The organism is Ensifer sp. Root278, from assembly GCF_001429285.1.
Classification (GTDB): Bacteria; Pseudomonadota; Alphaproteobacteria; order Rhizobiales; family Rhizobiaceae; genus Ensifer.
This window is the reverse complement of the sequence record NZ_LMJJ01000006.1, coordinates 39,141-66,103: the sequence shown is the minus strand read 5'-3', so window position 1 is coordinate 66,103 and position 26,963 is coordinate 39,141. Positions and strand designations below refer to the sequence as shown.

28 protein-coding genes and 1 pseudogene are annotated in these 26,963 nt (G+C 62.4%); 18 read left to right on the top strand and 11 right to left on the bottom strand.

What is annotated here, in order from left to right:
• Window positions 1-113 precede the first annotated feature (113 nt).
• Window positions 114-1,205: a sn-glycerol-3-phosphate ABC transporter ATP-binding protein UgpC gene (gene ugpC, locus ASE60_RS07875; RefSeq protein ID WP_057249277.1), complete on the top strand. Its 1,092-nt coding sequence runs from the start codon at window positions 114-116 to the stop codon at window positions 1,203-1,205.
• Window positions 1,206-1,249: 44 nt separating this feature from the next.
• On the opposite strand, the gene ASE60_RS07870 is transcribed toward ugpC, so the two are convergent.
• From ASE60_RS07870 to ASE60_RS07850, 5 genes are all read right to left on the bottom strand, one after another.
• A complete protein-coding gene (locus tag ASE60_RS07870) occupies window positions 1,250-1,756 on the bottom strand; it encodes a GAF domain-containing protein (protein ID WP_057249190.1) in 507 nt (168 codons plus the stop codon).
• A gap of 76 nt (window positions 1,757-1,832) precedes the next feature.
• Window positions 1,833-2,573 (bottom strand): ABC transporter ATP-binding protein, encoded by a 741-nt coding sequence (locus ASE60_RS07865; protein ID WP_057249276.1) that lies wholly within the window; start codon window positions 2,571-2,573, stop codon window positions 1,833-1,835.
• A complete protein-coding gene (locus tag ASE60_RS07860; protein WP_057249189.1) occupies window positions 2,570-3,403 on the bottom strand; it encodes an ABC transporter ATP-binding protein in 834 nt (277 codons plus the stop codon). The genes ASE60_RS07865 and ASE60_RS07860 overlap by 4 nt, the downstream gene beginning before the upstream one ends.
• On the bottom strand, window positions 3,403-4,308 hold the full coding sequence (locus ASE60_RS07855; protein ID WP_057249188.1) for an ABC transporter permease: 906 nt from the start codon (window positions 4,306-4,308) through the stop codon (window positions 3,403-3,405). The genes ASE60_RS07860 and ASE60_RS07855 overlap by 1 nt, the downstream gene beginning before the upstream one ends.
• A gap of 12 nt (window positions 4,309-4,320) precedes the next feature.
• On the bottom strand, window positions 4,321-5,313 hold the full coding sequence (locus tag ASE60_RS07850) for an ABC transporter permease (protein ID WP_210334511.1): 993 nt from the start codon (window positions 5,311-5,313) through the stop codon (window positions 4,321-4,323).
• 196 nt (window positions 5,314-5,509) lie between these two features.
• On the opposite strand from ASE60_RS07850, the gene ASE60_RS07845 reads away from it, so the two are divergent.
• The 3 genes from ASE60_RS07845 to ASE60_RS07835 all read left to right on the top strand — a co-directional run bounded on the left by ASE60_RS07845 (window position 5,510) and on the right by ASE60_RS07835 (window position 8,347).
• Window positions 5,510-6,190: an XRE family transcriptional regulator gene (locus tag ASE60_RS07845; RefSeq protein WP_057249186.1), complete on the top strand. Its 681-nt coding sequence runs from the start codon at window positions 5,510-5,512 to the stop codon at window positions 6,188-6,190.
• Between the two features lie 10 nt (window positions 6,191-6,200).
• The gene (locus ASE60_RS07840; RefSeq protein ID WP_057249275.1) at window positions 6,201-7,790 is read left to right on the top strand and encodes an ABC transporter substrate-binding protein; all 1,590 of its coding nucleotides are present in this window, start codon (window positions 6,201-6,203) and stop codon (window positions 7,788-7,790) included.
• A gap of 128 nt (window positions 7,791-7,918) precedes the next feature.
• Window positions 7,919-8,347 (top strand): OsmC family protein, encoded by a 429-nt coding sequence (locus tag ASE60_RS07835; RefSeq protein ID WP_057249185.1) that lies wholly within the window; start codon window positions 7,919-7,921, stop codon window positions 8,345-8,347.
• An 83-nt stretch (window positions 8,348-8,430) separates the two neighbouring features.
• Here ASE60_RS07835 and ASE60_RS07830 read toward each other — a convergent pair whose 3' ends face one another.
• The 4 genes from ASE60_RS07830 to ASE60_RS07815 form a co-directional block, all read right to left on the bottom strand.
• Window positions 8,431-9,726 carry an MFS transporter gene (locus tag ASE60_RS07830; RefSeq protein WP_057249274.1) on the bottom strand — a complete coding sequence of 432 codons (1,296 nt, stop codon included), beginning with the start codon at window positions 9,724-9,726 and terminating at the stop codon, window positions 8,431-8,433.
• A 125-nt stretch (window positions 9,727-9,851) separates the two neighbouring features.
• On the bottom strand, window positions 9,852-10,247 hold the full coding sequence (locus ASE60_RS07825; RefSeq protein ID WP_057249273.1) for a MarR family transcriptional regulator: 396 nt from the start codon (window positions 10,245-10,247) through the stop codon (window positions 9,852-9,854).
• Between the two features lie 99 nt (window positions 10,248-10,346).
• On the bottom strand, window positions 10,347-10,868 hold the full coding sequence (locus ASE60_RS07820) for a hypothetical protein (RefSeq protein WP_057249184.1): 522 nt from the start codon (window positions 10,866-10,868) through the stop codon (window positions 10,347-10,349).
• A 54-nt stretch (window positions 10,869-10,922) separates the two neighbouring features.
• Window positions 10,923-11,348 (bottom strand): Lrp/AsnC family transcriptional regulator, encoded by a 426-nt coding sequence (locus ASE60_RS07815; protein WP_057249183.1) that lies wholly within the window; start codon window positions 11,346-11,348, stop codon window positions 10,923-10,925.
• 92 nt (window positions 11,349-11,440) lie between these two features.
• Between ASE60_RS07815 and ASE60_RS07810 the strand changes: the two genes are divergently transcribed.
• The 8 genes from ASE60_RS07810 to ASE60_RS07775 all read left to right on the top strand — a co-directional run bounded on the left by ASE60_RS07810 (window position 11,441) and on the right by ASE60_RS07775 (window position 18,700).
• A complete protein-coding gene (locus ASE60_RS07810) occupies window positions 11,441-12,523 on the top strand; it encodes an ornithine cyclodeaminase (protein ID WP_057249182.1) in 1,083 nt (360 codons plus the stop codon).
• A gap of 1 nt (window position 12,524) precedes the next feature.
• Window positions 12,525-13,496 carry an arginine deiminase-related protein gene (locus tag ASE60_RS07805; protein WP_057249181.1) on the top strand — a complete coding sequence of 324 codons (972 nt, stop codon included), beginning with the start codon at window positions 12,525-12,527 and terminating at the stop codon, window positions 13,494-13,496.
• Between the two features lie 31 nt (window positions 13,497-13,527).
• Complete coding sequence (locus tag ASE60_RS07800; RefSeq protein ID WP_057249180.1) at window positions 13,528-14,331, top strand: arginine deiminase family protein; 804 nt, start codon at window positions 13,528-13,530, stop codon at window positions 14,329-14,331.
• A 29-nt stretch (window positions 14,332-14,360) separates the two neighbouring features.
• Window positions 14,361-15,161 carry a transporter substrate-binding domain-containing protein gene (locus tag ASE60_RS07795; protein ID WP_057249179.1) on the top strand — a complete coding sequence of 267 codons (801 nt, stop codon included), beginning with the start codon at window positions 14,361-14,363 and terminating at the stop codon, window positions 15,159-15,161.
• A gap of 160 nt (window positions 15,162-15,321) precedes the next feature.
• The gene (locus ASE60_RS07790) at window positions 15,322-16,035 is read left to right on the top strand and encodes an ABC transporter permease subunit (RefSeq protein ID WP_057249178.1); all 714 of its coding nucleotides are present in this window, start codon (window positions 15,322-15,324) and stop codon (window positions 16,033-16,035) included.
• Entirely contained in the window at window positions 16,035-16,736 is a 702-nt protein-coding gene (locus ASE60_RS07785; protein ID WP_057249177.1) for an ABC transporter permease subunit, read from the top strand. Before ASE60_RS07790 ends, ASE60_RS07785 begins: the two co-directional genes overlap by 1 nt.
• Before the next feature lie 37 nt (window positions 16,737-16,773).
• Window positions 16,774-17,538 (top strand): ATP-binding cassette domain-containing protein, encoded by a 765-nt coding sequence (locus ASE60_RS07780; protein ID WP_057249176.1) that lies wholly within the window; start codon window positions 16,774-16,776, stop codon window positions 17,536-17,538.
• A gap of 10 nt (window positions 17,539-17,548) precedes the next feature.
• Window positions 17,549-18,700, top strand: coding sequence for a M20 aminoacylase family protein (locus ASE60_RS07775; RefSeq protein WP_057249175.1), 1,152 nt, complete (start codon window positions 17,549-17,551; stop codon window positions 18,698-18,700).
• Window positions 18,701-18,726: 26 nt separating this feature from the next.
• Here the strand turns inward: ASE60_RS07775 and ASE60_RS07770 are convergent, their stop codons facing one another.
• Both ASE60_RS07770 and ASE60_RS07765 read right to left on the bottom strand, forming a co-directional pair.
• Window positions 18,727-20,103: an FAD-containing oxidoreductase gene (locus ASE60_RS07770; protein ID WP_057249174.1), complete on the bottom strand. Its 1,377-nt coding sequence runs from the start codon at window positions 20,101-20,103 to the stop codon at window positions 18,727-18,729.
• Complete coding sequence (locus tag ASE60_RS07765) at window positions 20,100-20,567, bottom strand: hypothetical protein (RefSeq protein WP_057249173.1); 468 nt, start codon at window positions 20,565-20,567, stop codon at window positions 20,100-20,102. The genes ASE60_RS07770 and ASE60_RS07765 overlap by 4 nt, the downstream gene beginning before the upstream one ends.
• A gap of 335 nt (window positions 20,568-20,902) precedes the next feature.
• Between ASE60_RS07765 and ASE60_RS07760 the strand changes: the two genes are divergently transcribed.
• The 6 genes and pseudogenes from ASE60_RS07760 (at window position 20,903) to ASE60_RS07735 (ending at window position 26,958) form a co-directional block, all read left to right on the top strand.
• Complete coding sequence (locus ASE60_RS07760; RefSeq protein WP_057249172.1) at window positions 20,903-21,814, top strand: ABC transporter substrate-binding protein; 912 nt, start codon at window positions 20,903-20,905, stop codon at window positions 21,812-21,814.
• Between the two features lie 97 nt (window positions 21,815-21,911).
• A complete protein-coding gene (locus tag ASE60_RS07755) occupies window positions 21,912-23,081 on the top strand; it encodes an ABC transporter permease (RefSeq protein WP_057249171.1) in 1,170 nt (389 codons plus the stop codon).
• Entirely contained in the window at window positions 23,078-24,016 is a 939-nt protein-coding gene (locus tag ASE60_RS07750; RefSeq protein ID WP_057249170.1) for an ABC transporter ATP-binding protein, read from the top strand. The genes ASE60_RS07755 and ASE60_RS07750 overlap by 4 nt, the downstream gene beginning before the upstream one ends.
• A complete protein-coding gene (locus ASE60_RS07745; protein ID WP_057249169.1) occupies window positions 24,016-24,753 on the top strand; it encodes an ABC transporter permease in 738 nt (245 codons plus the stop codon). Before ASE60_RS07750 ends, ASE60_RS07745 begins: the two co-directional genes overlap by 1 nt.
• Before the next feature lie 78 nt (window positions 24,754-24,831).
• A pseudogene (locus tag ASE60_RS07740) lies at window positions 24,832-25,490 on the top strand (pirin family protein); the annotation flags it as partial.
• A 310-nt stretch (window positions 25,491-25,800) separates the two neighbouring features.
• Window positions 25,801-26,958, top strand: coding sequence for a Gfo/Idh/MocA family oxidoreductase (locus ASE60_RS07735; RefSeq protein WP_057249168.1), 1,158 nt, complete (start codon window positions 25,801-25,803; stop codon window positions 26,956-26,958).
• Window positions 26,959-26,963: the final 5 nt, after the last annotated feature.

The window sequence follows — 26,963 nt, the reverse complement described above, 5'->3', positions numbered from 1 at the left end:
GCCCCGAGGCATCGAGGCGGACCTTTTGATACCGGTGGTCGGTCTTGTTCGGATCGTCCACGCAATTTCCCGGACGCGTCGCGCCGGGCCTCGTCAGCAGCAAAGGCTTCCGCATGTCACAGGTCCGACTGGAGCAGATCACCAAGTCCTTCGGGAACGTCACCGTCATTCCGCCGCTCGAACTTCATATCGCCGATCGCGAGTTCGTCGTGCTCGTCGGGCCGTCCGGCTGCGGCAAGACAACGACCCTCAGGATGATCGCCGGTCTTGAAACCGCGACCTCTGGTTCGATCAGGATTGGCGAACGCGACGTCACGGATCTGCGCCCTGGCTTGCGCAATTGCTCCATGGTGTTCCAGAACTACGCGCTCTATCCGCACATGACGGTCGCCGAAAACATCGGCTACGGCATGAAGGTGCGCGGCACGCCGAAGGCGGAGGTCGATAAGGCGGTGACGGATGCCGCCCGCATCCTCAATCTCGGTGCCTATCTTGGCCGCAAGCCGAGCGCGTTATCGGGCGGCCAGCGCCAGCGCGTGGCGATCGGTCGGGCGATCGTGCGCCAGCCCGATGTCTTTCTTTTCGACGAGCCGTTGTCAAACCTCGACGCCAAGCTGCGCATCGAAATGCGCACCGAAATCAAACTGTTGCATCGGCGTCTTCAGACGACGGCCGTCTACGTCACCCACGACCAGGTGGAAGCCATGACCATGGCCGATCGCGTCGTCGTCATGAACCAGGGGCGTATCGAGCAGGCCGCCGACCCGATCACGCTTTACGAGGCGCCCGCCAATCTCTTCGTCGCCGCCTTCATCGGCGCGCCCAGCATGAATTTCATCGAAGGGCGGCTTGAAGGCGGTGATGGCGGTTTGCAGTTCAAGGGTGATGGTGATGTGGCCATCAAGGTTCCGGAAAACCGCGCCGGAAAGCTCGGCGCTTTTGCGGGCAAGGAAGTCGTCCTCGGCATCCGCCCGGAACATACGATGGCCGCGGACGCTGGAGCGCCAACCGTGAAGCTGACGGTGCGCGACGTCGAGCCGCTTGGGCCTCACACGCTGGCGCTCGGCAAGGTGGGCCAAGCCGCCTTCACGGCGCAGGTTCACGCTGCGTCACGCATCGGCCCAGATGACCAGATCGAGGTGCCGATCGAGGCGGCGAAGATACACTTCTTTCTGAAGGAAACTGGCAAAGCGATCGGCCGCTGACCGGCAAGGGGGGCCGAAGGCGCTGACGCCTTCGGCCAGTCTTGTTACTTCTGCTCGGCGCGCGCGGCGGCGAGGAAGGCGAGTTTCGCCGGCATTTCCAGATGCTTGGAGAGCGCCACGCGTTCGGCCGTGTAGTGATGCTCGACGTCGAGGCAGTTGACGGTGCCGAGCAGCTCGCCGCCGACCACGACCGGGATGTTGGCGACCGAGCCGCAGCCAAGCGACCAGATGGTCTCGTGGTCGCCGAAAACCTTCGAGATGTCGACGATGGTGTTGGCGACAAAGGTCTGGTGCGCCTTGTGCACGATGTCGAACCAGCTGTCGTAGCGGATCGGTTTGGTGCCCGAGGTCGGGTATTCCTCGGGGTGCGAGGTGTAGGCGCGACGGGCGACTTCATTGACCATGTCGACGGTCATGATGGTGAAAAGCTTGGCGCCGATCACCTGGCGGCAAAGCGTCTGCAGCGCGGTCCATACCGCGTCGGCATCGGTGGTCTTGGCAATGGCCGCGTCGAATTCCGCCAGTGCGGCAGCGATCTGTTCACTGTTCATGCTATGTCCTTGGAGTTACGCGATTTTGTAGAGCGGAACATGGGCGAGAAACCACCCAAATTTTCCGTGTCCCGCTCTAGTTGGCATGCGCGGCGCTGATCTGCATCAGCTCGCGCGAATAGGGTTCCTTGAGATCTCCGCGCTTGAGATCGGCGACATCGGCCACTTCGACGATGCGACCCTGCCGCATGACGGCGAGGCGATCGCAGAGGAAGGAGACAACGGCCAGGTTGTGGGTGACCATCAGGAAGGTGAGGTTCTGCTCGCGCCGCAGGCGCTTCAACAGATTGAGGATTTCAGCCTGGACCGACACGTCGAGCGCCGAGGTCGGCTCGTCGAGCAGCAGCACCTTCGGCTTCAGCATCAGCGCACGAGCGATCGCCACACGCTGGCGCTGGCCGCCCGAAAGCTGATGCGGGAAGCGGAAGCGGAACTTGCGGTCGAGACCGACCGAGGCCATCACCTCCTCGATCCGCGCATTGCGGTCGCCGATGCCATGGATCGTCAGCGCTTCGCCGAGTGTGGCGTCGACCGTCTTGCGTGGGTGCAGCGAACCGTATGGATCCTGGAACACCATCTGGCACTGGCGCGAGAAGGCGCGGTCGATGCCGTGGCCGCGGGGCGAGCCGAGCACCGTGATTTCTCCTGACCATTCCGGCGCCAGACCGGCGATGGCCTTCAGCACGGTTGATTTACCCGAGCCGCTTTCGCCGACGAGGGCAAAGCTCTCGCCGTCGGCGATGTCGAGATTGACGTCGTGGGTGATCTGCACATCACCATAGGAGATGTCGAGGTTCTTGAGAGAGAGCGCGGTCATGCCTTGGCCCATGCGCTGCGGTCGAGCACCGGCAGCTCGTCCCGTGTTTCGTCGAGGCGCGGGATCGAGGCGATGAGCCCGCGCGTATAGGGGTGCTTGGCCGCCATCAGTTCGCCGGCCTTGCATTCCTCAACCACCTCGCCGGTGTTCATGACGAGGATGCGGTCGCAATAGCTGGAGACGAGGTTCAGGTCGTGGCTGATGAAGATCAGCCCCATGCCCTTGCGCTTCACCAGTTCGTCGATGATGTCGAGCACCTGGGCCTGGACAGAGACGTCGAGCGCTGAAGTCGGCTCGTCGGCAATCAAGAGGTCCGGCTCCGGGATCAGCATCATCGCGATCATCACCCGCTGGCCCATGCCGCCGGAGACTTCGTGCGGATAGAGCTTGGCGACGCGTTCCGGATCGGCGATGCGCACCGATTCCAGCATGGCGAGCATGCGGCTGTTGACCTCGCGGCGTGGCAGCTTCTGGTGCGTCAGCAGTGCCTCGGCGATCTGCTCGCCGATGGTCATGACCGGATTCAGCGAGAACTTCGGGTCCTGCATCACCATGGAGATGCGGGCGCCGCGAATGGCGCGCATCTGCCGTTCGGATTGCTTCAGAAGGTCGATGCCGTCGAAGACGAGCTTGTCGGCGGTGACGCGACCCGGCGCCCGGATGAGCTGCAGGATCGAGCGGCCGGTCATCGACTTGCCCGAGCCGCTCTCGCCAACGATGCCGAGGCGCTCGCGGCCGAGCGTGAAGGAGATGCCGCGTACCACTTCGAGGTCGCCACGGGGGGTCGGGAAGGTGACGCGCAGGTTTTCGATTTCGAGAAGATTGCTCATCAACGCTGCTCCCCACTCTTCGGGTCCAGCACGTCGCGCAGACCATCGCCCAGGAAGCAGAAGCCGAGGCTGACGAGAATGATGGCAAAGCCCGGCATGGTTGCGACCCACCACTGGTCGAGAATGAACGAACGGCCACGCGAGATCATCGCGCCCCATTCGGGAAGCGGCGGCTGGGCGCCAAGACCGATGAAGCCGAGGCCGGCGGCCGTCAGGATGATGCCGGCCATGTCGAGCGTGACGCGGACAATCATCGACGAGGTGCAGAGCGGCAGCACGTGGCCGAGATTGACGCGCAGGCTCGAAGCGCCGAGTAGCCGCACCGCCGAAATGAACTCGGAGTTCTTGAAGGTCAGAGTTTCTGCCCGGGCGACACGGGCGTAGCCCGGCCAGGAGGTGATGGCGATGGCGATGATCGCATTTTCGATGCCGGGGCCGAGGGCCGCGACGAAGGCGAGCGCCAGAATGAGCTTCGGCAGCGACAGGAAGATGTCGGTGATGCCCATGAGGATGCGATCGACCCAGCCGCCGAAATAGCCGGCGGCAACGCCGATCACCAGGCCGGCGGGGGCTGCGAGCACGGCAACGAGCGTGACGATGGCGAGCGTGATGCGTGCACCGTAGACGACGCGGGACCAGATGTCGCGACCGAGCTCGTCGGTTCCCATCCAGTGGGCGGCACTCGGCGGCAGCAGGCGTTCGCCGAGCGATTGGCGCAGCGGATCATGGGTGGCGAGCCAAGGCGCGAACAGAGCGGTCAACACCAGGGCCAGGATGATGATAGCGCCGACGACGGCAAGCGGATTGCGCATCAGCGCGCCGAAGATGCGGTAGAAACGTCCGAGGCGGGCCTGCATCGGCGAGGCGGGGCTGTCGTCGATCAGCCAGTCGCGAAGTGTGGTCATGTCCGCCTCCTCTTAGCGTGCACGCGGATCGAGCACGCGATAGAGCACGTCCGAAATCTTGTTGATGCCGATGAAGACCGCACCGATGACGAGGGTCGAGCCGAGCACCGCCGACATGTCGGCGTTGAGCAGGGCGACGGTCAGGTAGTTGCCGATGCCCGGCCAGGAGAAGATCGTCTCGATCATGACGGAGCCTTCGAGCAGGCCGGCATAGGAAAGGCCGATGACGGTGATCAGCGGCACGCGGATCGGCCGGAAGGCGTGGCGCCAGATGACGAGGCGCTCCGGCACGCCCTTGACCCGCGCGGTGGTGACATATTCCTGGCTCAACTGGTCGAGCATGAAGGAGCGGGTCATGCGGGCGATATAGGCAAGCGAGAAAAAGCCGAGGCAGGAGGCCGGAAGGATCAGGTGCCACACGGCGTTGCGGAAGATCTCCCATTCGCCGACGATGATGCTGTCGATGAGGATCAGCCCTGTGATGGGAGAAACCATGCCGTCATAGAAGATATCGACGCGTCCCGGACCGCCGACCCAATTCAACCGTGCATAGAAGACGGCGAGACCGACAAGGCCGAGCCAGAAGGCGGGCACCGAATAGCCGAGCAGGCCGACGACGCGGATGCCCTGATCGAGCCACGAGCCGCGGCGGGCGGCTGCAAAAACGCCGAGTGGGACGCCGATCAGCACGCCGAGAATGATGCCGAGTGTCGCCATTTCGAGCGTCGCCGGAAAGACGCGGGCAAGGTCTTCGATAACCGGCTTGCCGGTGGAAACCGAGGTGCCAAAATTGCCGGTGGCGACATCGCCGACATAGCTGACGAACTGAGTGATCAGCGGCTGGTCGAGCCCCATTTCCTGGCGGACGCGCTCATAGACCGCAACGGGCGCGCGGTCGCCGACGACAGCGAGAACCGGGTCGATCGGCACGATGCGGCCGATGAAGAAGGTGATCGCGAGCAGGCCAAGGAAGGTTATCGCGAGCGTAACCAGGAAGCCCGCCAATGAGGTAAGGCGCTGCCGGCTCCGGCTAGGTCTGGAGGCGCGGCGTACCGGCGTTGCTGCTGTGGTGCTGTCATTTGCCACGTGGCGATTCCATCCCTCTTCGCTTGCGGTCTGTCCTGTCGATACCGCAAAAATTCGCTTGGAGTATATAAATAAGTTTGCTTAAATCAAAAAAATTTTACTGGGGGAGGAGAGCGTGAGCGTTCCGTCGGATGACGAAGCCACGTCCGGGAAAAGCACCGGGGCAGGGCAGCCGAAGGTGGGCGCGCTGGTGCGCGCGCGCCGGCGGCAGATGCATATGACGCTGCAGGCGCTGAGCGATGCGGCGGGCGTTTCCGTCGGTTATCTCAGCCAGATCGAGCGCGATCTCGCCATGCCCTCGCTTGGCACGCTGGCCCAGATTGCCCAGGGGCTCGGCGCCGAGCTCAACCACTTCATCCTCGCCCCGGCGATCGATACCGGCCTCTCGCGCGCCGAGGGGCGCATGGTGTTTTCGGTCGGCGGCTCGCCGGTTTCCTATGAGCGGATCGGCGCCGATTTTGCCGGCAACCAGCTTTCGAGCTTCGTCATCACCATTCCGCCGGGACACCGTTCCGAGGTCTTCAGTCATGAGGGCGAGGAGCTTGTCTACATGCTCGAAGGGGAGATCCTGTTCGGGCTCGACGGCGACGAGACCACGCTTTCCCCGGGCGACGGCCTGCATTTCCGCGGCATCCAGCCTCACTTTTGGTGGAACAAGACCGACAAGCCCGTGCGGCTGATCTGGACCGGCACGCTGCCGCTCTTCCGCTTGCGGGCATCGCAATCCAACGAGACCGGCGCGCCGCAAAAGGCGCTGAAGCCGGCGATGACAAAAACCAAGCCTCATCGAAAATAGGAGAATGATGATGAGAATGTTCAAGGCCGCGGTGTTCGCGGCGTCCCTGATGATGAGCGTATCGCCGGCGGCGCTCGCCGAAACGCCGGCGGAAGTGCTGGTCGTGGCGCAGAACATCGACGACATCGTCAGCATCGACCCGGCCGAAGCCTACGAGTTTTCTTCGGGCGAATACGTCACCCAGACCTATGACCGCCTGGTGCAGTACGATGCGCCCGACGTGAAGAAGCTGGCGCCGGGTCTCGCCTCCGAATGGACGGCCGACGATGCCGCCAAGACGATCAACTTCACGCTGCGTGATGGTGTCACCTTCACGTCCGGCAACCCGCTGCGCGGCGAAGACGTCGTCTATTCCTTCAAGCGCGTCGTCGTTCTCAACAAGGCCCCGGCCTTCATCCTGACGCAGCTCGGCTGGACGCCTGAGAACATCGACAAGATGGTGACCGCCGACGGCAACAAGGTCACGATCAAGTATGAAGGCGACTTCTCGTCGGCCTTCGTTCTGAACGTTCTTGCCGCCCGCCCGGCTTCGGTGGTCGACGCGGAAACCGTCAAGGCCAACGAAGCCGATGGCGACTTCGGCAATGCGTGGCTCAAGGCCAATTCGGCCGGCACCGGTCCCTTCGTGCTCAAGGCCTTCCGCGCCGGCGAGCTCCTGAACCTGCAGAGCAACCCGAACTATTTCGGTGGCGCTCCGGCAATCAAGGGCGTGATCATCCGTCACGTGGCCGAAGCTGCAACGCAGCAGCTGATGCTGCAGACCGGCGACGTCGACATGGCCAAGAACCTGACGCCGGACCAGGTTTCGGGTCTCGAAGGCAAGGACGGCATGAAGGTCGAATCCTACCCCCAGGCCGCCGTGCACTTCCTGTCCTTCAACCAGAAGAACACAGCCCTGCAGCCGGAAGCCGTCTGGGAAGCTGCCCGCTACCTCGTCGACTACAAGGGCATGACCGACAGCTTCCTCAAGGGCCAGATGGAAGTTCACCAGGCCTTCTGGCCGAAGGGCTTCCCTGGCTCGCTCGATGAAACGCCCTACAGCTACGATGTCGAAAAGGCGAAGAAGATCCTCGCCGACGCCGGAATCAAGACGCCGATCAAGGTAACCCTCGACGTCATCAACTCGACGCCGTTTACCGACATGGCACAGTCGCTGCAGGCTTCGTTCGCCGAAGCCGGCATCAACTTCGAGATCATCCCGGGCACCGGCAGCCAGGTGATCACCAAGTACCGTGCGCGCACCCACGAAGCCATGCTGCTCTATTGGGGGCCCGACTTCATGGACCCCCATTCGAACGCCAAGGCCTTCGCCTATAACGAAGACAATGCCGACGACAAGTATCAGTCGACGACCACCTGGCGTAACGGCTGGGCCGTGCCGGCGGAACTCAACGAAGCGACCAAGGCAGCGCTCAAGGAAGCCGATCCGGCCAAGCGCGATGCGCTCTATGTCGACCTGCAGCGCAAGGTGCAGGAAAAGTCGCCGATCGTGATCATGTTCCAGGCAGCGACCCAGGTCGCGATGAAGGACAAGGTCGAGGGCTACGTCAACGGCGCGACGTCGGACTTCGTGTTCTACCGCCTGGTGAAGAAGAACTGATCGAGCGTCGCTCTTGCGCCGTTCTTCAAAGGCGCACATATCAACGCCCTGGGCCTTGCGGCCCGGGGCGACGTGTTTCTGCCGACAACGATGGTGTCGGTTCCGAGAATTCTGGGAAGGTTTGCGAGATGGCGGATGTGAAAGTGAGAACGCGTGAAACCGGTGCGACGGCCGTGGTCGGCAGAACCGGCTTTCCGCATGTGACTTCGGTGACCGGCGGCGAACTCGATATCGTTACCGGCCCGTCGCAGGCGGGTTACGGCCCGCTCGATCTGCTTTACGCCTCGCTCGCAAGCTGCCTGGTCTTGAGCGCCCGCATCGCAGCCAGCCGCTACGGCGTGCTCGACCGGTTGACGGAGGTAAGTGCCAAGGTGACCGGCGAGAAGGCCCATGACGAACCCTCCCGCGTCGCCAAGTTCAACATCGTCTTCGACATCAAGGGCGATTTCGACGATGCGGTCCGTCATGCGATCGCGGAAGCCGCCGAAAATGAGATCTGCACTGTCAGCAACACCATTCGCGGCAATCCGGAGTTCGTGACTGAGTTCAGGCACTGACGGTCATCGACCTCAGGCCTAAACATCAAGGGCGGGCTGCCACCGGCAGCCCGCCCTTTTTGCGCACAACTATGGGGAAGAACTCAGGCTGGCTGCGGCACCAGCGCTTCCGGCTGGCGCCGACCGATTGTCAGGACCAGCATTGCCGCGACGATGCAGAGCATGCCGGCGGCGATCAGCGCCGGCGTGTAGGTTTCGAGCGACGTCCGGCTCGCCCCGGCAAGGAAGGTCGCACTGGCTGCCCCGAGCTGATGGCCGGTAAAAACCCAGCCGAAGACGAGGCTGGCCCGTTCCGGGCCGAAGCGTTCGGCTGAGAGCTTCACGGTCGGCGGAACCGTCGCGACCCAATCCAGGCCGTAGAAGATCGCGAAGATTGACAGCGTGTAGATGTTGAAGCCGCTGAGCGGCAGGAACATCAGCGAAAGGCCGCGCAGACCGTAGAACCAGAAGAGCAGCCAGCGGTTGTCGTAGCGATCCGACAGCCAGCCGGAGCCGACGGTCCCGATGAGATCGAACACGCCGATCAGCGCCAGGAGGCTGGCCGCGGCGACGGCGGCAATACCCACATCACCGCAGATCGAAACCCAATGGGTCTGGATCAGGCCGTTGGTGCTGAAACCGCAGACGAAGAAGGTGGCGAACAACACCCAGAAGGTGTTGGTCTTCGCGGCATCGGAAAGCGCCCTGATCGGTGCCATCAGCAGAGCCCCGAAGCTCTTTGCCTTCGGTGGTGCCGGCACCATCTGTTTCGAGCCGAAGGGCGCGAGGCCGAGATCACCAGGGCGATCCTGCATCAGCAACAGGACCAGTGTGAAGGCTGCCATGAGGATGACGATGATCAGCGTCAGTGCCGAGCGCCAGCCGATCGTTTCCGTGAGAGACGCGAGCAGCGGCAGGAACACCAGCTGCCCCGTGGCGTTGCTGGCAGTCATCAGCCCCACGACGAGCCCGCGTCGCTTGTCGAACCAGCGTGTCGCGACTGTCGCGCCGAGAACCAGCGCCGTCATGCCGGTGCCGACGCCCAGCACCACGCCCCAGATCGCGACCAAGTGCCAGAGCTCCGTCATGTAGAAGGAGGCGGCGATGCCGGCGATGATCAGGACCAGCGCCGCGGAGACGACCTGGCGCACGCCGAAGTGGTTCATGAACGATGCTGCGAAGGGGCCAAGCAGACCGAACAGGCAAAGGCGGATCGCCAGCGCCAGCGAGATCTGGGCATTCGACCAGCCGAACTCGGTTTCAAGCGGCTTGATCAGCACGCCGGCCGAGCCCATGGCGCCGGCGGTCGACAGCATGACCAGGAAGGTGACGGCGGCCACAGCCCAGCCGTAATGGATATTGCGTTTGGCTAGATAACGCGCAAGCGCCGGACCGAGCATCGTCGACTTCCTTTCGTCCGTGTTTTCGGGGTGTGCGAAGGCGCTGCGCGGGCTTTCGGAGCGCATTTCGCAGGTTGAATGGTTGTTTGGCAGTTTGTTACCGGTTCATTGGCAAGCCAGTTTGCCTAGAGCGCCAGCAGCAATTCCTCTAGCTGGGCGGCCGCGTCCGTCCCCAATCGTACCTCGATCTTGTCCTGTGCGGCCTGCCAGAGCGGCGCGCCGTCAACGAGAATCCGGTGGCCGTTTTCCGTAAGTTCAACAATGGCCTCCCTCTGATCCTTCCCGCTTCCGGTTGCCGCCAGCCCCATGCCCTCCAGCACCTTGACGTTGCGGCTGACCGTCGAGCGTTCGAGTTCGATCTTGCGGCCAAGCTCGGTCATCGAGATCGGCTCATCGCGCGCGATGTGCCGAAGCAAACTGAACTGGGCGAGGTTGAGACCGATCGGTTGCAGCGCGTCGTCGTAGACCGACGTCACTCTCCGGGTGGCTTTGCGTAAAAGGGCACAGTAGCAACGAGACATGATACGTGTATATACACGCAAACTGGTCAAGTCAAGCGTCACGGCGAGCTATCTCGTGCCAGGCAGTGAGCGATCGCGGCGCCGTTCAGGTCCTGGATCTCAGTCGACGAACGGTTCCAGTTCCTTGTCGAATTCGACCTCGACGACGTTGTTGAAAAGCGCAGTCGCCACCATGATGCCCGAGAAGGCGACGAGATCGACCAGCGCCTTGGCATCGTAGCGCGCCTTGAGGCCTGTCCAGATCGCGTCCGGAACGGCATTGCTATCGGCGACGATGGCGCGGCCGAAGGCGATCAGCCGCTGCTCGTCTTCGGTGGGCGTAACGGTATGGAAGTCGATGCCGGCATTTGCGAAGGCGCGGCGAAAGAAGCCCATGGCGATCGGCGATCGCATGGCCTCGGAAATCGCGTGCGACAGAAACCAGATCTCACTGTCGTTCAACGCCGGGCGCAATTCCTCGCGCAGCGTGAACCATTCGGCGTAGATCCGGTGCGCTACCGGAGAATGCAAAAGCGTGCGTTTCATGTTGGTCATGCGTCCGCGCACGCGCACCTCTTCGTCATGGGCGGCGCGGATTTCGTCGGAAGCGCTGTCGTAGTCGATCTGGGGAATATGGCTCATGGGTCTTACCGGTCTTGAATGGCGCGCGGGCGGCGCGCTTGTGATGGTGGGGGATCAGACGGTGCTGAGCAGAATGCTCGTTTCGCTGTTCGATACGCCATCGACGTCGCGCACTTCGCGCAGGATGCGGTCGAAATCGCTGAGGCTGTTGGCGCGGATTTCGGCGACCAGATCCCAGCCGCCATTGGTCGTATGCAGCGCGTAAAGCTCGGGCAGGCCGCGCAGGTATTTGATCACCTTGGTGGTGTTGCGGCCGCTGACCTCGATCATCATAATCGCACGGATGGCGCGATCGTCGTAATCCTGCCGCACGCGCAGCGTGAAGCCGAGTACCGCACCGCTTTCCAGCAATCGGTCGATGCGTGTCTGCACCGTCGCCCGGGAGATGCCGAGCACCGTCGCGATCTTGGAGTAGGGGGCGCGCCCGTCTTCTCGCAATAGCGAGATGAGCTGGTGATCGAGGTCATCAAAGATATGCATGAAAACTGTATATTACGATTACGCAAATTGCTCAATATGTCCGCCAATTTTGCGCAAGTTTAAAATTTCAACTCACTTCTTGCAAGCCTAGGCTGACTTCATCGAATTTCTCCGATGGAGTTTTAAACGTGGTTCAGTATGTCGGTGTCGGCAACGTAATCGAGCTGGTCAAATCGATCGGCATTGAGACGTTCCTTGTGGGTCTTGCGGAATACATCGAGGATGATTTCCGCCGGTGGAACGCATTCGAGAAAACGCCGCGGCTCGCGAGCCACTCGAAGACCGGCGTCATCGAGCTGATGCCGACCTCGGACGGCGAGCATTACGGCTTCAAATATGTCAACGGCCACCCGAAGAATCCCAATGTCGGCCTGCAGACGGTGACAGCCTTCGGTGTTCTCTCCGATGTCAGCACCGGCTATCCCTGCCTCGTCTCCGAAATGACGATCATGACCGGTCTGCGCACGGCGGCCACCTCGGCGCTCGCCGCAAAGTACCTCGCTCGCCCCGACGCCCGCTCGATGGCAATCATCGGCCTCGGCGCCCAGTCTGAATTCCAGGCGCTTGCCTTCCGTGCCCTGCTCGGCGTCAAGCGGCTGCAGGTCTTCGACATCGACGCCGAAGCCGCCGAGAAGTTCTGCAACAACCTCGCCGACATGGATTTCGACATCGTCGTGGCCGCGACGGCGGAAGAGGCCGTTGCCGGCGCTGACATCATCACGACGGTCACGGCCGACAAGCGCAACGCCACGATCCTCTCCGACAATATGGTCGGCGCCGGCGTGCACATCAATGCGGTCGGCGGCGATTGCCCCGGCAAGACCGAACTGCAGGGCGATATCCTGCGCCGCGCCGACGTCTTCGTCGAATATCCGGAGCAGACCCGCATCGAAGGCGAGATCCAGCAGATGGCGCCGGATTTCCCAGTGACCGAACTCTGGCAGGTGATTGCCGGCGAGGCCGAAGGCCGCCGCAGCAACGGTCAGATCACCATCTTCGATTCCGTCGGTTTTGCCACCGAAGACTTCTCGGCACTGCGCTTCCTGCGCGACAAGATCCAGGGCACGGCGTTCTACACCGAACTCGACCTGACGACGCAGCCGGAGCACCCGCGCGATCTCTACGGCCTTTTCCGGCAGCAGCCGGCGGCCCCGTCCGAGCGGAGCGCTGCCTGAAATGAAGAGACTGTCCGTACAGGCGCCGAAGGGCGTCGTGATGATCCGTCCGCACCATTTCGGCCCGAACCCGATGACGGCCGAGGACAACGCCTTCCAGGCGACCGACGCGGCACGCCAGCCGTCGGCGATCGCCAAGGCCGCTTACGATGAAGTCAGCCGCATGGCTGACGGGCTCGCCGGTGCCGGCGTTGCCGTGCACCTCTTTGAGGATGAAACGACGACGCGTCCCGACTCCGTCTTCCCGAACAACTGGTTCTCGACCCATTCCGGCGGCCATGTGGCGATCTATCCGATGTATTCGGAAAGCCGCCAGAGCGAACGCCGCTCCGACATCATCGAGATGCTGAAGAACGAGTATCGCGTCCAGGACGTGATCGACTATTCCGGTCTCGAAAAGGACGGCGTCTATCTCGAAGGCACCGGCGCCATGGTGCTCGACCATATTGGTCGCGTCGCCTATGCCGCGCGCTCCAACCGCACCAATGAAGTGGCGCTGGAGCGTTTCTGCACCCACTTCAACTTCGAGCCGATGATCTTTGGCGCCGTCGACCGCCTGGGCAACTCGATCTATCACACCAACGTTTTGATGTGCATCGGCACCGAATTCGCCCTCATTGGTGCGAGCATGATCCCCGATGTTGCGCGCCGCCAGGAAATCTGCGCCCGGCTGGAGGAAACCGGACGCCAGGTGATCGACCTGACGCTTGAGCAGATTGAAAACTTCGCCGGCAACGCCATCGAGCTCGACGGTGCGGACGGTCGCGTCGTGGTCATGTCGGCCCGCGCGCTCGCCTCGCTCCGCCCCGATCAGATCAAGGCGCTCGAAGTCTCCGCCCGCGTGCTCGCCTTCGACGTGCCGACGATCGAGCTTGCCGGCGGTTCCGTGCGCTGCATGCTCGCCGGCGTTCATTTGTCACGAAGAGAACCGGCCGGTACGCAAAAGCTTTACGCCGCTACATCCGATCGATAGAAGCACCTCATCCAAGCCAAAGGTCCTACAAATGTCGCAGTCACGCCCCGTCTACCAGTTCAACAACATCATCGTCCGCACGCCGTCCAAATCGGTCGTCAATGGCCTGCGCGCCGACGATCGCGGCAACCCCACCTTCGAAGGTGTGAAGGCCGAGCACGACGCCTATATCGCGGCGATGAAGGACGCGGGCGTCAAAGTGACGGTGCTGCCGGCGCTCGAAGCCTTCCCGGATTCGATCTTCGTCGAGGATCCGGCGCTGGTCTTCACCGAAGGCGCGATCCTCCTGCGCCCGGGCGCCGAGACCCGCGTCAAGGAAACGCCCGAGATCGAGCCGACGCTCCGCGCCATGTTCGAGACCGTGCTTGACCTGCCGGGCAACGGCTTTGCCGATGGCGGCGACGTGCTGACGACCCGCGAAAGCGTGATGATCGGCCTTTCGGCCCGCACCAACAAGGTCGGCGCCGAAGCGTTGCAGGCCTGCCTTGCCAAGCTCGGCCGCAAGAGCGAGATCGTCGCGACCCCAGAAGGTGTTTTGCACTTCAAGACCGATTGCTCGCTGCTCGACGACGAGACCGTGCTTTCAACTGCGCGTCTTGCCAAATCCGGCGCCTTCCAGCGCTTCAAGCAGGTGATCATTCCCGAAGGTGAAGAGCCGGCGGCCAATGCGCTGCGCGTCAATGACGTCGTGATGGTCGGCTCCGATTTCCCGCGCACGATCGAGATGCTCGACAAGCTCGGCTACAAGGTCGTGCCCATGAAGACGACGGAGATCGGCAAGATCGACGCGGGCCTGTCCTGCATGTCGCTGCGCTGGTTCAGCAACACGCTCTGATCCGTCGCAATCCCCGAGGAGGAAACAAAATGAAGACGTTGAAGACCGCCCTGTTCGCAGGGATCGCCCTTTCCATGGCTGTTGGCAGCGCATTGGCCGAGGACACGCTGCGGCTCGGCATGACGCCGGAGCCCTACATGCCTTTCACCCAAGTGAACGCCGGCGGCCAATGGGAGGGTCTTGAAGCCGATCTCTCCCGCGCACTCTGCGAAAAGATGGCCGTCAAGTGCGACATCAACCAGATGGCCTGGGACGGCTTGATCCCGTCGATGAAGGAAAACAAGGTCGATTTCATCATCGGCGCCTTCTCGATCACCGACGAGCGTCGCCAGGTCGTCGACTTCTCGACGCCCTATTACACCGAAGGCACCTCCTTCGTCGGCGCCAAGGCTGACACGAGCGAGATCAAGACGATCGATGCGGCAGACGGTTCCGGCAAGATCATCGATCCGGCAAGCGTCGAGGGCAAGATCATCGGTGTGCAGACGTCCAGCGTACAGTCGGCCTATGTTGCCAAGTACCTGACTGGTGCTGAAGCCAAGAGTTATGACACGGCAGACAACTCGGTCGCTGACCTCATTGCCGGCCGCGTCGACTACGTGTTGATCCCCGACCTCTACATCCAGACCTTCCTGAAGTCGCCTGAGGGCGCCGACTACGAGGTCAAGGTCGAGGTCCCGAAGAATGCCGTTCTCGGTGAGGGTGTCGCCTATGCCGTTCGCAAGGGTGATGCGGCGACGCTTGAAAAGGTCAATGCCGGCCTTGCCGCTCTGGAGAAGGACGGCACGACCCAGAAGCTCGTCGACAAGTGGATCTTCGGCAAGAAGTAAATCGCTTTTCAAGGGCGGCGTGCGGCCTATGTTTCGCGCCGCCCTCGATCGCCAAACCGGCCGCAGCGCCGGGGCATCTTCGCAGCGACCGCTACAGCGATCCAGCCCGACAGAGGGCGGCGTGAGGGCTGACGAGACAATCGGGAACAGGTAACGACGGATGGACTATTACTGGCAATTGCTTGCCTGGGGCGGCGAGGGCTGGGGCGACGATTTCGCCTGGGGCCTGGTGATGACCTTGCAGGTGTCCGTGGTCGCCTATGCGGTTGCGGTTCTCTTCGGCTTCCTCGGTGCGGCCGGCAAACTGTCGAAGCACCGCGTCCCGCGCTTCCTTGCCGAGATCTATACGACCGTCGTTCGCTCGCTTCCCGAACTGCTCGTCATCCTGCTCCTCTATTTCTCCGTCGCGAGCGGTGCCGAGCGGCTGTTGAAGCACTTTGGCCTTGTGGCCGAGACCTTCCAGTTCAGCTCGTTCTGGGCAGCAATCATCGCACTCGCTTTCGTCTCCGGCGCCTTCATGACTGAAGTGCTGCGCTCCGCCTTCCTTTCCGTGCCCCCCGGCCAGGTCGAGGCGGCGGTTTCGATCGGCATGCCGAGACGCAAGGTCTTCACCCGCATTATCCTCCCGCAGATGATGCGCCACGCGGTTCCAGGCATGGGCAATCTCTGGCTGTCGATCACCAAGGAAAGCGCCATCATCAGCGTGCTCGGCTCATTCAGCGAATTGCTCTACACCGGCTACCGCGCTGCGGCCGGCACCAAACAGTACATCTTCTTCTACGGCCTCACGGCCATCCTGTTTCTGGCGATCACGCTCGTTTCCGTCCTGGTGATTGCTCAGATCGAGCGCCGCCTCAACCGGGGGCACCACTGATGGAAACAATCTCCAACGTCATCGGCTTCCTGCCGGCGCTGATCAAGGCCACCCCCCTGACGCTGCTTTTGACGGCGGTGGCGGGCGTCTTCGGTCTGGTCATCGGCACTCTCGTGGCGCTTGCCCGGCTTTCCGGCAGGCGCGTGCTCTCGGTCCCGGCCTATGTCTTCACCTTCGCATTCCGCGGCACGCCGCTCCTGGTACAGATCTACCTGATCTACTATGGCCTCGGGCAAATCCTGCCCGGCACCTGGGTACGCCACAGCTTCCTCTGGCCCTATCTTCGTGACGGCCTGTGGTACGCGATCTTTGCGCTCAGCCTCAACCAGGCCTCCTACAATGCCGAGGTTATCCGCGGCGCGATCAAGGCGATCCCGCGAGGCCAGATCGAAGCGGCAAAGTCGATCGGCATGCGCTCGTCGATGATCCTTCGCCGCATCACCCTGCCGCAGGCGTTCCGATCCTGCCTGCCGGTGCTGACGGGCGACCTGATCATCCTGTTGAAGACGACGTCGCTTGCCTCGACCATCACCATCCTCGAGGTCATGGGCACCGCCCGTATGTTGCAGCGCCAGTCGCTGTTGATCTTCGAACCGCTGATTGCCGCCGGCATCATCTATTTCACCGTCGTCTTCATCCTGACGCGCGTCATGGGCGTCGTCGAGAAGCGGCTCACCCGCTACCGCACGGCGAAAGCATAACGAGGAGGCGCGCCTGGGCGCGACGAGAGGAACGATCATGGTCGCAACAGCGCTATCGGTGAAGAACATTCACAAGAGCTTCGGGTCCGTCGAGGTGCTGAAAGGCGTCTCCTTCGAGGCGAAGTCCGGCGACGTCATCTCGCTGATCGGCAGCAGTGGTTCGGGCAAGAGCACTTTGCTGCGCTGCATCAACTATCTGGAGACGCCCGATGAGGGCGAGATCGCGGTCTCGGGCGAGGTGATCCGCACCGTCAAGGGCAAGGACGGCAAGTTCCATGCCACCGACAAGCGGCAGCTCGAACATATCCGTACGCGCCTTGGCATGGTGTTCCAGAGCTTCAATCTGTGGTCCCACAAGACCATCCTCGAAAACATCATCGAGGGCCCGATACATGTGCTCGGCATGACGCGCAAGGATGCGATCGGCGAGGCCGAATTGCTGATGGAAAAGGTCGGCATCACCCCAAAGCGCGACCACTATCCCAACCAGCTTTCGGGCGGCCAGCAGCAGCGCGCGGCGATCGCCCGTGCTCTCGCGATGAAGCCGGAAGTCATGCTCTTCGACGAGCCTACGTCGGCGCTCGACCCGGAACTCGTCAACGAAGTCCTGCTCGTCATCAAGAAGCTCGCCGAAGAAGGGCGCACCATGGTCATGGTCACGCACGAAATGTCACTCGCCCGTGATATCTCCAGTGAGGTGATCTTCCTGCACAAGGGCCTGGTCGAAGAACGCGGCGCGCCGTCGCAGGTGATGCGCGACCCGCAATCGGCGCGGCTGCGCCAGTTCTTGCAGATGGCTTGAGGAGGCCCCAATGCGCGACGCCAATTTTTCTGAGTTCCTGCCCGAACTCGTCGGGATCCGTCACAAGCTCCACGAGATGCCCGAGATCGGCCTATCCGAGGTGAAGACCTCCGAATTCGTCGCCGGATTGCTGCAATCCTGGGGCTTCGAAGTGACGCGCGGTCTGGCGACGACAGGCATCGTTGCGACGCTGAAGCGCGGCAACAGCAACCGCGCCGTCGGCTTTCGTGCCGATATGGACGCGCTGCCGATGCAGGAGGAAACCGGTCTTGCCTATCAGAGCAAACATCCGGGCGCGATGCATGCCTGCGGCCACGACGGTCACACCAGCATGCTGCTCGGCGCTGCCTGGGCTCTGTCGAAGGACGAGAGCTTCAACGGCACCGTGCACCTGATCTTCCAGCCGGCCGAAGAAAATTTCGGCGGCGGCAAGCTGATGATCGAGGACGGCCTGTTCGAACGCTTCCCCTGTGAGCGGGTCTATGCGCTCCACAACTGGCCGGGCCTGCCGGTCGGCCAGTTCTCCAGCCGCGCCGGTGCGATGGCTGCATCGATCGACGTACTGACGCTAACGATCAGGGGCAAGGGCGGTCACGGCGCCCAGCCGGAACTGACGGTTGACCCGGTCGTCGTCGGTTCCAGCGTGGTGATGGCGCTGCAGACGCTGGTCTCGCGCAATGTATCGCCGCACCAGCCGTCGGTGCTGACGGTCGGTTCGTTCTGGTCCGGCTCCGCCTCCAACATCATCCCGGATACAGCAGTGCTGGAAATCAGCATGCGTGCGATGGATCCGGCCGTGCGCAAGCAACTCCAGGAACGTGTCGAGCAGATTGCCCGCTTTCAGGCGCAGAGCTACAACGCTGAGGCGACTTTCGACTGGCAGGTCGGTTATCCCGCGACGATCAACGATGCCGATGCCGTCGAAGATGCGCGTGCGGTGATCGCGGAGACTTTTGGCACCGACGCCTATGTCGAATTGCCCGAGCCGCTGATGGGCAGTGAAGACTTCTCCTTCCTGCTGGAGAAGGTGCCGGGCGCCTATGTGCTGATCGGCAACGGCGACAGCAGTGGATTGCACACCACCCGCTACGATTTCAACGACGACATCCTCGAACGCGGCGCTACGTATTTTTACCATCTCGCGCGGGCAGCGCTCGTCTAACCGGGCGGTCGCTAACGTCCGGTCGCTCAGGTGGCCGGGTGCAGGTCACCAAACACCGTCGGGATAAGCTCCGACACCGTCGGGTGAATGTGCACCGCGTGGGTGATCGTCGTGTAGGGTTTGCCGGCATACATGACGTCGAGGATGCTCTGCACCGCTTCGTCGCCGCCCGTGCCGAGGATCGAGGCGCCGAGGATTTCCTTGCTGTCGGCGTCCACGATCACTTTCATGAAGCCCTCGGTCTCGCCCTTCTCGACGGCGCGGCCGACGCGGGTCATCGGTCGCGTGCCGATGAGCAACTTGCGTCCTGATTTGCGCGCTTCGGTTTCCGTCATCCCGGCGCGGCCAAGCGGCGGATCGATGAAGAGGCCGTAAGTCGCAATCCGGTCGCTGACCTTTCGTGCCTCGCCATCGATGAGATTCGCGGCGATGATCTCGAAGTCGTTATAGGCAGTGTGGGTGAAGGCGCCGCGGCCGTTGCAGTCGCCCATGGCGAAAATGTGCGGGACATTGGTCCTGAGCGTTTCGTCGACTTCGACATAGCCGCGCGCGTCGGTCTTCACGCCGGCTCGATCGAGGTCGAGATCATCCGTATTCGGCCGTCGCCCGGTGGCAAGCAACAGGTGGGAGCCGACGATCTCGGGTGCGCCGGCGGTGCAGTCGACGCCGGCGACGACTTCGTCGCCGCGCCTGGCGAAGCGGATGCATTCGGCGTTCAAGCGGAAGTTTATGCCCTCTTTCTCCAGAATCGCGAGAATGGCGTCGGAAACGTCCGCATCCTCGCGACCGATCAGGCGTGGGCCCTTCTCGATCACCGTGACCTCGGAGCCGAAGCGGCGGAACATCTGTGCGAACTCAAGCCCGATATAGCTGCCGCCGATGACGATCAGGTGGCGGGGCAGGGTGTCGAGATCCATGATCGAGACGTTGGTCAAATAGGGCACGTCCTCGACGCCAGGGAAGTCCGGCGTCGCCGCACGTCCGCCAACGTTCAGGAAGATCTGGTCGGCCGACAGCAACTCACCGCCGACGCGCACTTCGTGCGGGCCTTCGAAGCGCGCATGGCCTTCGATGACGGTGATGTTCGGCATGCCCTTCAGCCAGCCTTCGACCCCCTTGCGCGAATTGAACCGCACCGTGTCCTTGCGCGCCATGACGCGGGCGAAGTCGATCGTGATCGGCCCGGTCGTGACGCCATAGTCGGCGCCCCGGCGCGCCAGGTGCGCCGCATAGGCGCTCGCAACCATCGCCTTGGTCGGCATGCAGCCGGTGTTGACGCAGGTGCCGCCGAAGTGCTTGCGCTCGACGAAGGCGACGGTCTTTCTCGCTGATGTCAGCCGGCTGGCCAGCGAAGGGCCGGCCTGGCCGGCGCCGATGATGATTGCGTCGAAATGTTTCGTCATGACACCGAGGACACCACCCAGAGTGCGAGGAGAACGGCAACGACATCCTCAAGAAGCGCGATCGGCAGATCTTTGCCGCCGATGGCCGCGACGAGGCGCTTGCGGGCTTCGTAGCCGCCGAGCGTGCCGATGACGGCACCGATCACGCCGGCGACCAGTCCGCCCAGCATAGCACCTGCGGCCGTTCCGAGCACGGCGCCGCAGAAACCGCCCGAGACGATGCGGGCGCCGAATTGCTGCGGAACCTTCCGGCTCGGCGTGCTCGGCAGTTGGTCGGTCACAAACTCAACCAGGGCCAGCAGGCCAAAGATATAGGGCGTGAAGCGAAAGCCCATGAAGGCTGCCCAAGTGCCGTTGAGCGGCAGCCAGCCGGCTGCCGCGCCAATGCTGACGGCGGCAGGCGCGGTCATGGTGCGAAGGCCGGCGACCACGCCGATGAGTAGCGCGAGAAGATAGATCGACATGAATTCCCCGAACGTTCGCCGGGCGAACCCAATCCACCAGCCCCCAAGCGGTTCGGGTCGAGCGGCATCGCAACCAAGAGTGAAAACGGATGTTTCTGGCGGGCCTCTGTCAGAGTGGCCGACAACGCCCCTGATTGCAACGGCCAATCACGCACCGCCTTCCACGGTAGTCTAGTCTTTCGATCGCGTTAGTCGCGGACGAAATTTTTTGTCCGCCACAGTCTCTGCGTGCAACCCTATTTTTTGCCGGGGGCTGACATATATGGAATGGCTTGCCCCGACGCGGCGGACTTTCCGTGATCAAACTTGCGGAGCGAATTTCGAGGGAGAAACTCATGCGCTTGACCACACTACTTATCGGAACTGCCCTTGCTTTCACTTTGACCGCTGCCACGGCGAATGCCGACGTGGTCGTCTCCTCGAAGATCGACACGGAAGGCGGCGTGCTCGGCAACATCATCCTTGCCGTGCTCAATGCCAACAACATCAAGACGGTAGACCGCGTCCAGCTCGGTGCGACGCCGGTCGTGCGCAAGGCGATCACCGCCGGCGAGATCGACATCTACCCGGAATACACCGGCAACGCCGCCTTCTTCTTCGAAAAGGCCGACGACCCCGTGTGGAAGGATGCCGCCAAGGGCTACGAAACCGCCAAGAAGCTCGACTACGACGCCAACAAGATCGTCTGGCTGACGCCGTCGCCGGCCAACAACACCTGGGCGATCGGTCTTCGCAAGGAAGTGGCTGACGAAAACAAGCTGAAGACGCTCAGCGACTTCGGCAAATATGTCGCCGGTGGCGGCAAGGTCGTGCTGGCCGCTTCGTCTGAGTTCGTGAATTCGGCCGCCGCTCTCCCGGCCTTCCAGACGACCTATGGTTTCACCTTGAAGCAGGATCAGCTGATCACGCTTTCCGGCGGTGACACCGCGGCGACCATTGCGGCTGCTGCCAACCAGACGAACGGCGCCAATGCGGCGATGGTTTATGGCACCGACGGCGGCATCGCACCTTCTGGCCTCGTCGTGCTCGAAGATGACAAGGCGGTCCAGCCAGTCTACCAGCCGACCCCGATTATTCGCGAGGCTGTGCTCAAGGAAAACCCGCAAATCGAGGAACTGTTGAAGCCGGTGTTCGAGAAGCTCGATCTGGTGACGCTTCAGGACCTGAACGGCCGCGTGCAGGTCGGCGGCGAACCGGCCAAGGCGGTTGCCGAGGATTTTCTGAAGAAGAACGGCTTCCTGAAGTAGTTGACGGATAACCGGAACGCTGGTCCGATGGCTGGCGTTCCGGGGTGTGCCTGCAGGTGCCGAAGTCGCGCCGGCACAGGCGGGGAGGGAATGTGGTTTGAGACAACTCCGCTTTGACAAGCTCGGAGCGATCATCGCGGCCTTGGCGCTTGGCGGCGCCTTCATCGCGCCTTTTGCAACGTTTCGTGCCAATCGCATCGTCGCCGGCGAGGCGAAGACGATCGTCGAGTCCCTGCCGCAGCCCTGGAGCGCGGCAGTGCTGCTGGTGATTTTGGTGGGCGTGCTCGTCGCGGCCATGCGCTCGCCGGCGATTCTGCGCCTTGTCGCTGCCTTCGCAGCGCTGGCCGTGCTGGCGCTCGGCATTGGCGTCGCCGCCAGCCACCTGACGCCTGAGGGCAACACCTATGCCCGCGTATCGCCTGCCTCCGGCTTCTGGGTCATGCTCTTTGCTTTCGGGCTGCTGGCAGCCGATGCCCTGACGCGATTGCGCCCAGCCCCCTTCATGCGCATCGTGGTGCTTGTCGCCGTGCTCGCCTTTGTCGGGATGCTTTTGCTCTCCGGTACCTGGGACGGTCTCTCGATCCTTAGGGAATATGCGAGCCGGGTGGACACTTTCTGGGCGGAAGCCCGAAAGCATGTGACCTTGGCGCTCGGCTCGCTTGTGGCCGCGACGATCGTCGGCATTCCGCTCGGTATACTGTGTCACCGCGTCGCCCGATTGCGCGACGGTTTGCTGGGCGTCCTGAATGCGATCCAGACGATCCCGTCGATCGCGCTGTTCGGCATTCTCATCGCACCGCTCGGCTGGATCGCCGCGAACGTTCCGGGCGCTGCCACGATCGGCATCCGTGGCATCGGTGTCGCACCCGCCTTTGTCGCGCTGTTCCTCTATTCGCTGCTGCCGGTGGTTGCCAATACCGTCGTCGGTCTGGCCGGCGTTCCGAGGGATGCGAATGACGCAGCCCGCGGCATCGGCATGACCGATTGGCAACGGCTGGTCGGCATCGAATTTCCACTGGCCTTTCCGGTGATCCTCACCGGCATCCGCATCGTGCTCGTGCAGAACATCGGCTTGGCGACCATCGCTGCCCTCATCGGCGGCGGCGGCTTCGGCGTCTTCGTCTTTCAGGGCGTTGGCCAGACCGCGATGGATCTCGTGCTGCTCGGCGCCGTTCCGACCGTGGTTCTCGCCTTTGCAGCAGCGATCGTGCTCGACGCGGTGATCGAGATGGCCACACCCAACACCAGGCAGGCAGAGGCTGCATGATCGAGATCAAGAACATCACCAAGCGCTATGGTGAAACCGCCGTCGTCGACGACGTCAGCCTGACGATCGCGCCGCGCACCGTCACCGTCGTGGTCGGCACCTCGGGTTCCGGCAAGACGACGCTCCTGCGCATGATCAACCGGCTGGTGGAGCCGACTTCGGGCACGATCCGCCTCGACGGTGAGGACAACCGTTCGCTGCCAGGCTATGAACTGCGCCGCCGTATCGGTTACGCGATCCAGGGCCACGGCCTGTTCCCGCACCGTACCGTCGCGCAGAACATCGCCACCGTGCCGACGCTGCTCGGTTGGGAACGCGCGCGCATCGATGCCAAGGTGGACGAGCTTCTCCAACTGTTCCAGCTCGATCCGGCCGACTTCGGTCCACGCTTTCCGCATGAGCTTTCCGGCGGTCAGCAACAGCGTGTCGGCGTCGCCCGGGCGTTGGCTGCCGAACCGAAAGTCCTGCTGATGGACGAGCCCTTCGGCGCACTCGATCCGATCATTCGCGCCAAGGCTCAGGATGATCTGCTCGCCATTCAGAAGCACTTCGAGACGACGGTCATTCTCGTCACCCATGACATGGAGGAGGCCTTCCAGCTCGCAGATCGCATCGCCGTCATGGACAAAGGCAAGGTGGTGCAATATGCGACGCCCGCCGAAATGCTGATCAAGCCCGCGACCCCGTTCGTCGAAAGCCTGATCGGGGTCAGCGAACGGCCTTATCGGTTGCTCGCGATCGAGCCGGTCTTGAGTGCCGTCGAACCAGGGTCAGCAGACGGCACAGCCATATCGAGCACGCTTAGCCAAAGGGAGGCGCTTGCCGAACTCCTCTGGTCCGGACGGAGCGCGCTGCCGGTGGCTGACCCCGCGGGGGCAATCATCGGCAAGGTCAGTCTCGAAGGGCTGGCGAAACGGGCAGCCGGGCCAGTCTGATGCCGAAACTATCGACGCTTTTTCGCTTGGGAGTTTTCCTGGTTTTGCTCGCCTTCCTGCTGCAACCGCAATGGTTCGAACCGTTGCTGCGACCGCTGGTTCAAGCGAATGCGCCGGTGATCTACAATCAGGGCAGCCTGTTGCAGCTTACTCTATTGCACCTGCGCACCGTCGCCATCGCGGTGTCTGCTGCGGCAATGGTTGCGCTTGCTTTGGCAATATTGGTGACGCGCGAATCCGGGGCCGAGTTCCTGCCGCTGTCGCGCAGCCTGGTCAACATCGGCCAAACCTTTCCGCCGGTGGCCGTTCTGGCGCTCGCCGTTCCCATCTTCGGTTTCGGGGAAAAGCCGACATTGATCGCGTTATTTCTCTATGGCCTGCTGCCGATCTTCGAGAACGCGCTGACGGGGCTGACGACATTGCCGCCATCTGTCATGGAGGCGGCGCGCGGTGCCGGCATGACAGGCGGCCAGCGGCTGCTCAAGGTAGAGCTGCCGCTGGCGATGCCGGTGATCCTTGCCGGCATCCGACTTTCGGTGGTCATCAGCCTGGCAACGGCCACGATCGGATCAACGGTCGCGGCGAAAACCCTCGGCGAAGTGATCATTGCCGGTCTGCAATCGAACAATCTGGCTTTCGTCGTTCAGGGTGGCCTGATCGTCGCGACGCTTGCGGTGCTGCTGCACGACGGATTGCAGGCGGCCGAAAGGAAACTCGCTGCCCGAATGGGCCGGTGAGGTCCCGTCGGAAGGCGGGAAGCCCGGAAAGTGTTCACCGGCCGTGCCAAATGCCGATGGCGCGTGATAGAGTGACCCATGCTCTACCGCGGCGCCAAAAGTCCTCTTGTCAGGGATATGGGCGGGTTCAAGGCCAGGCTCAACATGCCCGGTTGGCTGCTGCCACGGCCGCGTGATCACGGCTACGGCCCTCTGGCAATGGTTGTCGAGTCGATCCTGGAGCCGGGCAGGCTTATCGCCATGCACGAGCACCGGAACGATGAAATCCCAACGCAGGAAAGAGCTTCTGGCATTCGGAGGAGACCCTGCCGAGTGATCCACCGTTGCGGATGCTCCAGATCCTCGTGCGCCCTCACGGTCTCGATCTCCCACCGGCCATCCAGCACGGCCCCGTTGCAGTGGCACCGGTCAATCAATGGAGGCACCTTGTCGGGCCGGAAGGTGGCACAGCACCATTTTTCGTGCGCAACAGCGTCGACTTTTTCGATATCCGGCTTGAGGCTGAGACAAAGGCTACGTTTCCGCGGCCGGAGGGGCGGCACCTCTATTTCTATCTCTTTGCGGGCTCGATAAAGGTCGGAGATATCGACTTCGGTGAGGGGGATCAGGGGATATTCCTGTCGGACGACGCCCTGGAGCTTCGCGCCACTCGCAGTTCGCTGATCGTTGCGTTCCTGATCGAGCCGAGCGCGCGCACCGCACGGCAGGGGACGGTTGGCGACCATCCCAAGATACCGCGACCTTATCTGGCTCGACCTTTGCTGCGGCTGCTTCACTGGCGAAACCGCCTGGTCGGAAGCGTCTGAACTGATCAGAAGTCAACCACGCAACGTGCAGTGGTCTGGACCGCTTTCTTCCTGCCGTAGAGTTGCGGGGCACGCACCCTTTTTAGTTGTCCATGAAATGCCTGCATTCTCGGCATTTGCCTGTCGTATGAAAATGAATTTCACAATTTTACAAAATATGCGGATTTGAGTTGACGGCCTGAAAAAACTGTCCCAGTCTGCGAAAATAAATTACGCCAAAAGGCAGGGGAACAGGACGAGCATGAAAGTCGGCATCATCGGACTCGGATTCCGTTTGGGTTATCTGGGCTATGTCTTCAAGGCCATGGACGAGAACTTCGAGATCGCCGGCTACGTCGATCCGAACCCGGCTGGTTTGTCCACGCTCACCGAAAAAGGCATCTCGGCCGGCAAGGCTTACGCGACCCCCGAAGAGCTGATCGCCAACGAGAAGCTCGATCTCTTGATGATCGGCTCGCCAAACCACATGCACCTCGATCATATCCGGATTGGTCTCGAAGCCGGTCTCAAGGTGTTCAGCGAGAAGCCGATCGTCACGACGGTCCAGGAGAGCCTGGAACTCGCGGGGCTGATGGCGAAGTTCGGCCATGAGCGCCTGATGGTCGGTCTGGTGCTGCGCTACGCGCCCATGTATCGCGACCTGCGCGCAGCCCTTGCGGAAGGCAAGCTCGGCCAAGTCGTCTCGATTGAAGCGTCCGAGCATATCGAGCCCTATCACGGCGCCTTCTTCATGCGCGACTGGCGCCGCTACGAGCGTTATTCCGGCAGTTTCATGCTGGAAAAATGCTGCCACGACCTTGATCTCTACAATGGCGTCGTCGGCGCGCGGCCGGAACGGGTCGCGAGCTTCGGCGGCCGCAAGAGCTTCATTCCCGCCAACGATCCGGCCCGCGAAGGCATCAACGATCTGGAACTCTTCCATCGCAAGCCGAGCGGCTGGATGGGCTCCGACAAGGTCTTCGACAGCGACGGCGACATAATCGACTACCAGGTGGCGATCGTCGAATACGCCAACGGCGTCGGCATGAACTTCCACACCAATCTCAACGTGCCGGACCAATTCCGCCGCTTCTGCATCATGGGCTCGCGCGGCATGGCCGAGGGCGATTTCATCCGTGGCTATTTCGACGTTCACGAGATGCTGACCGGCAAGAAGGTCATCGAAAACAAATACGCCGCCACGGAACTGTCGCAGCACTACGGTGCCGACGAGCAGATGGCGACCGATATCATCGGCCATGTTCGTGACGGCCGGCCGCTACCGGTTTCGACGCTCGATGCGCTTGAAGCGGGTATCCTGGCGCTTTCGATGGACGAGGCGCGGCGCAAGAAGAGCGTCATAGATCTCCGGCCCATCTGGGACCGTTTCGACGAAGCACTGCATTCGCGCGCTGCGTAAGGGGA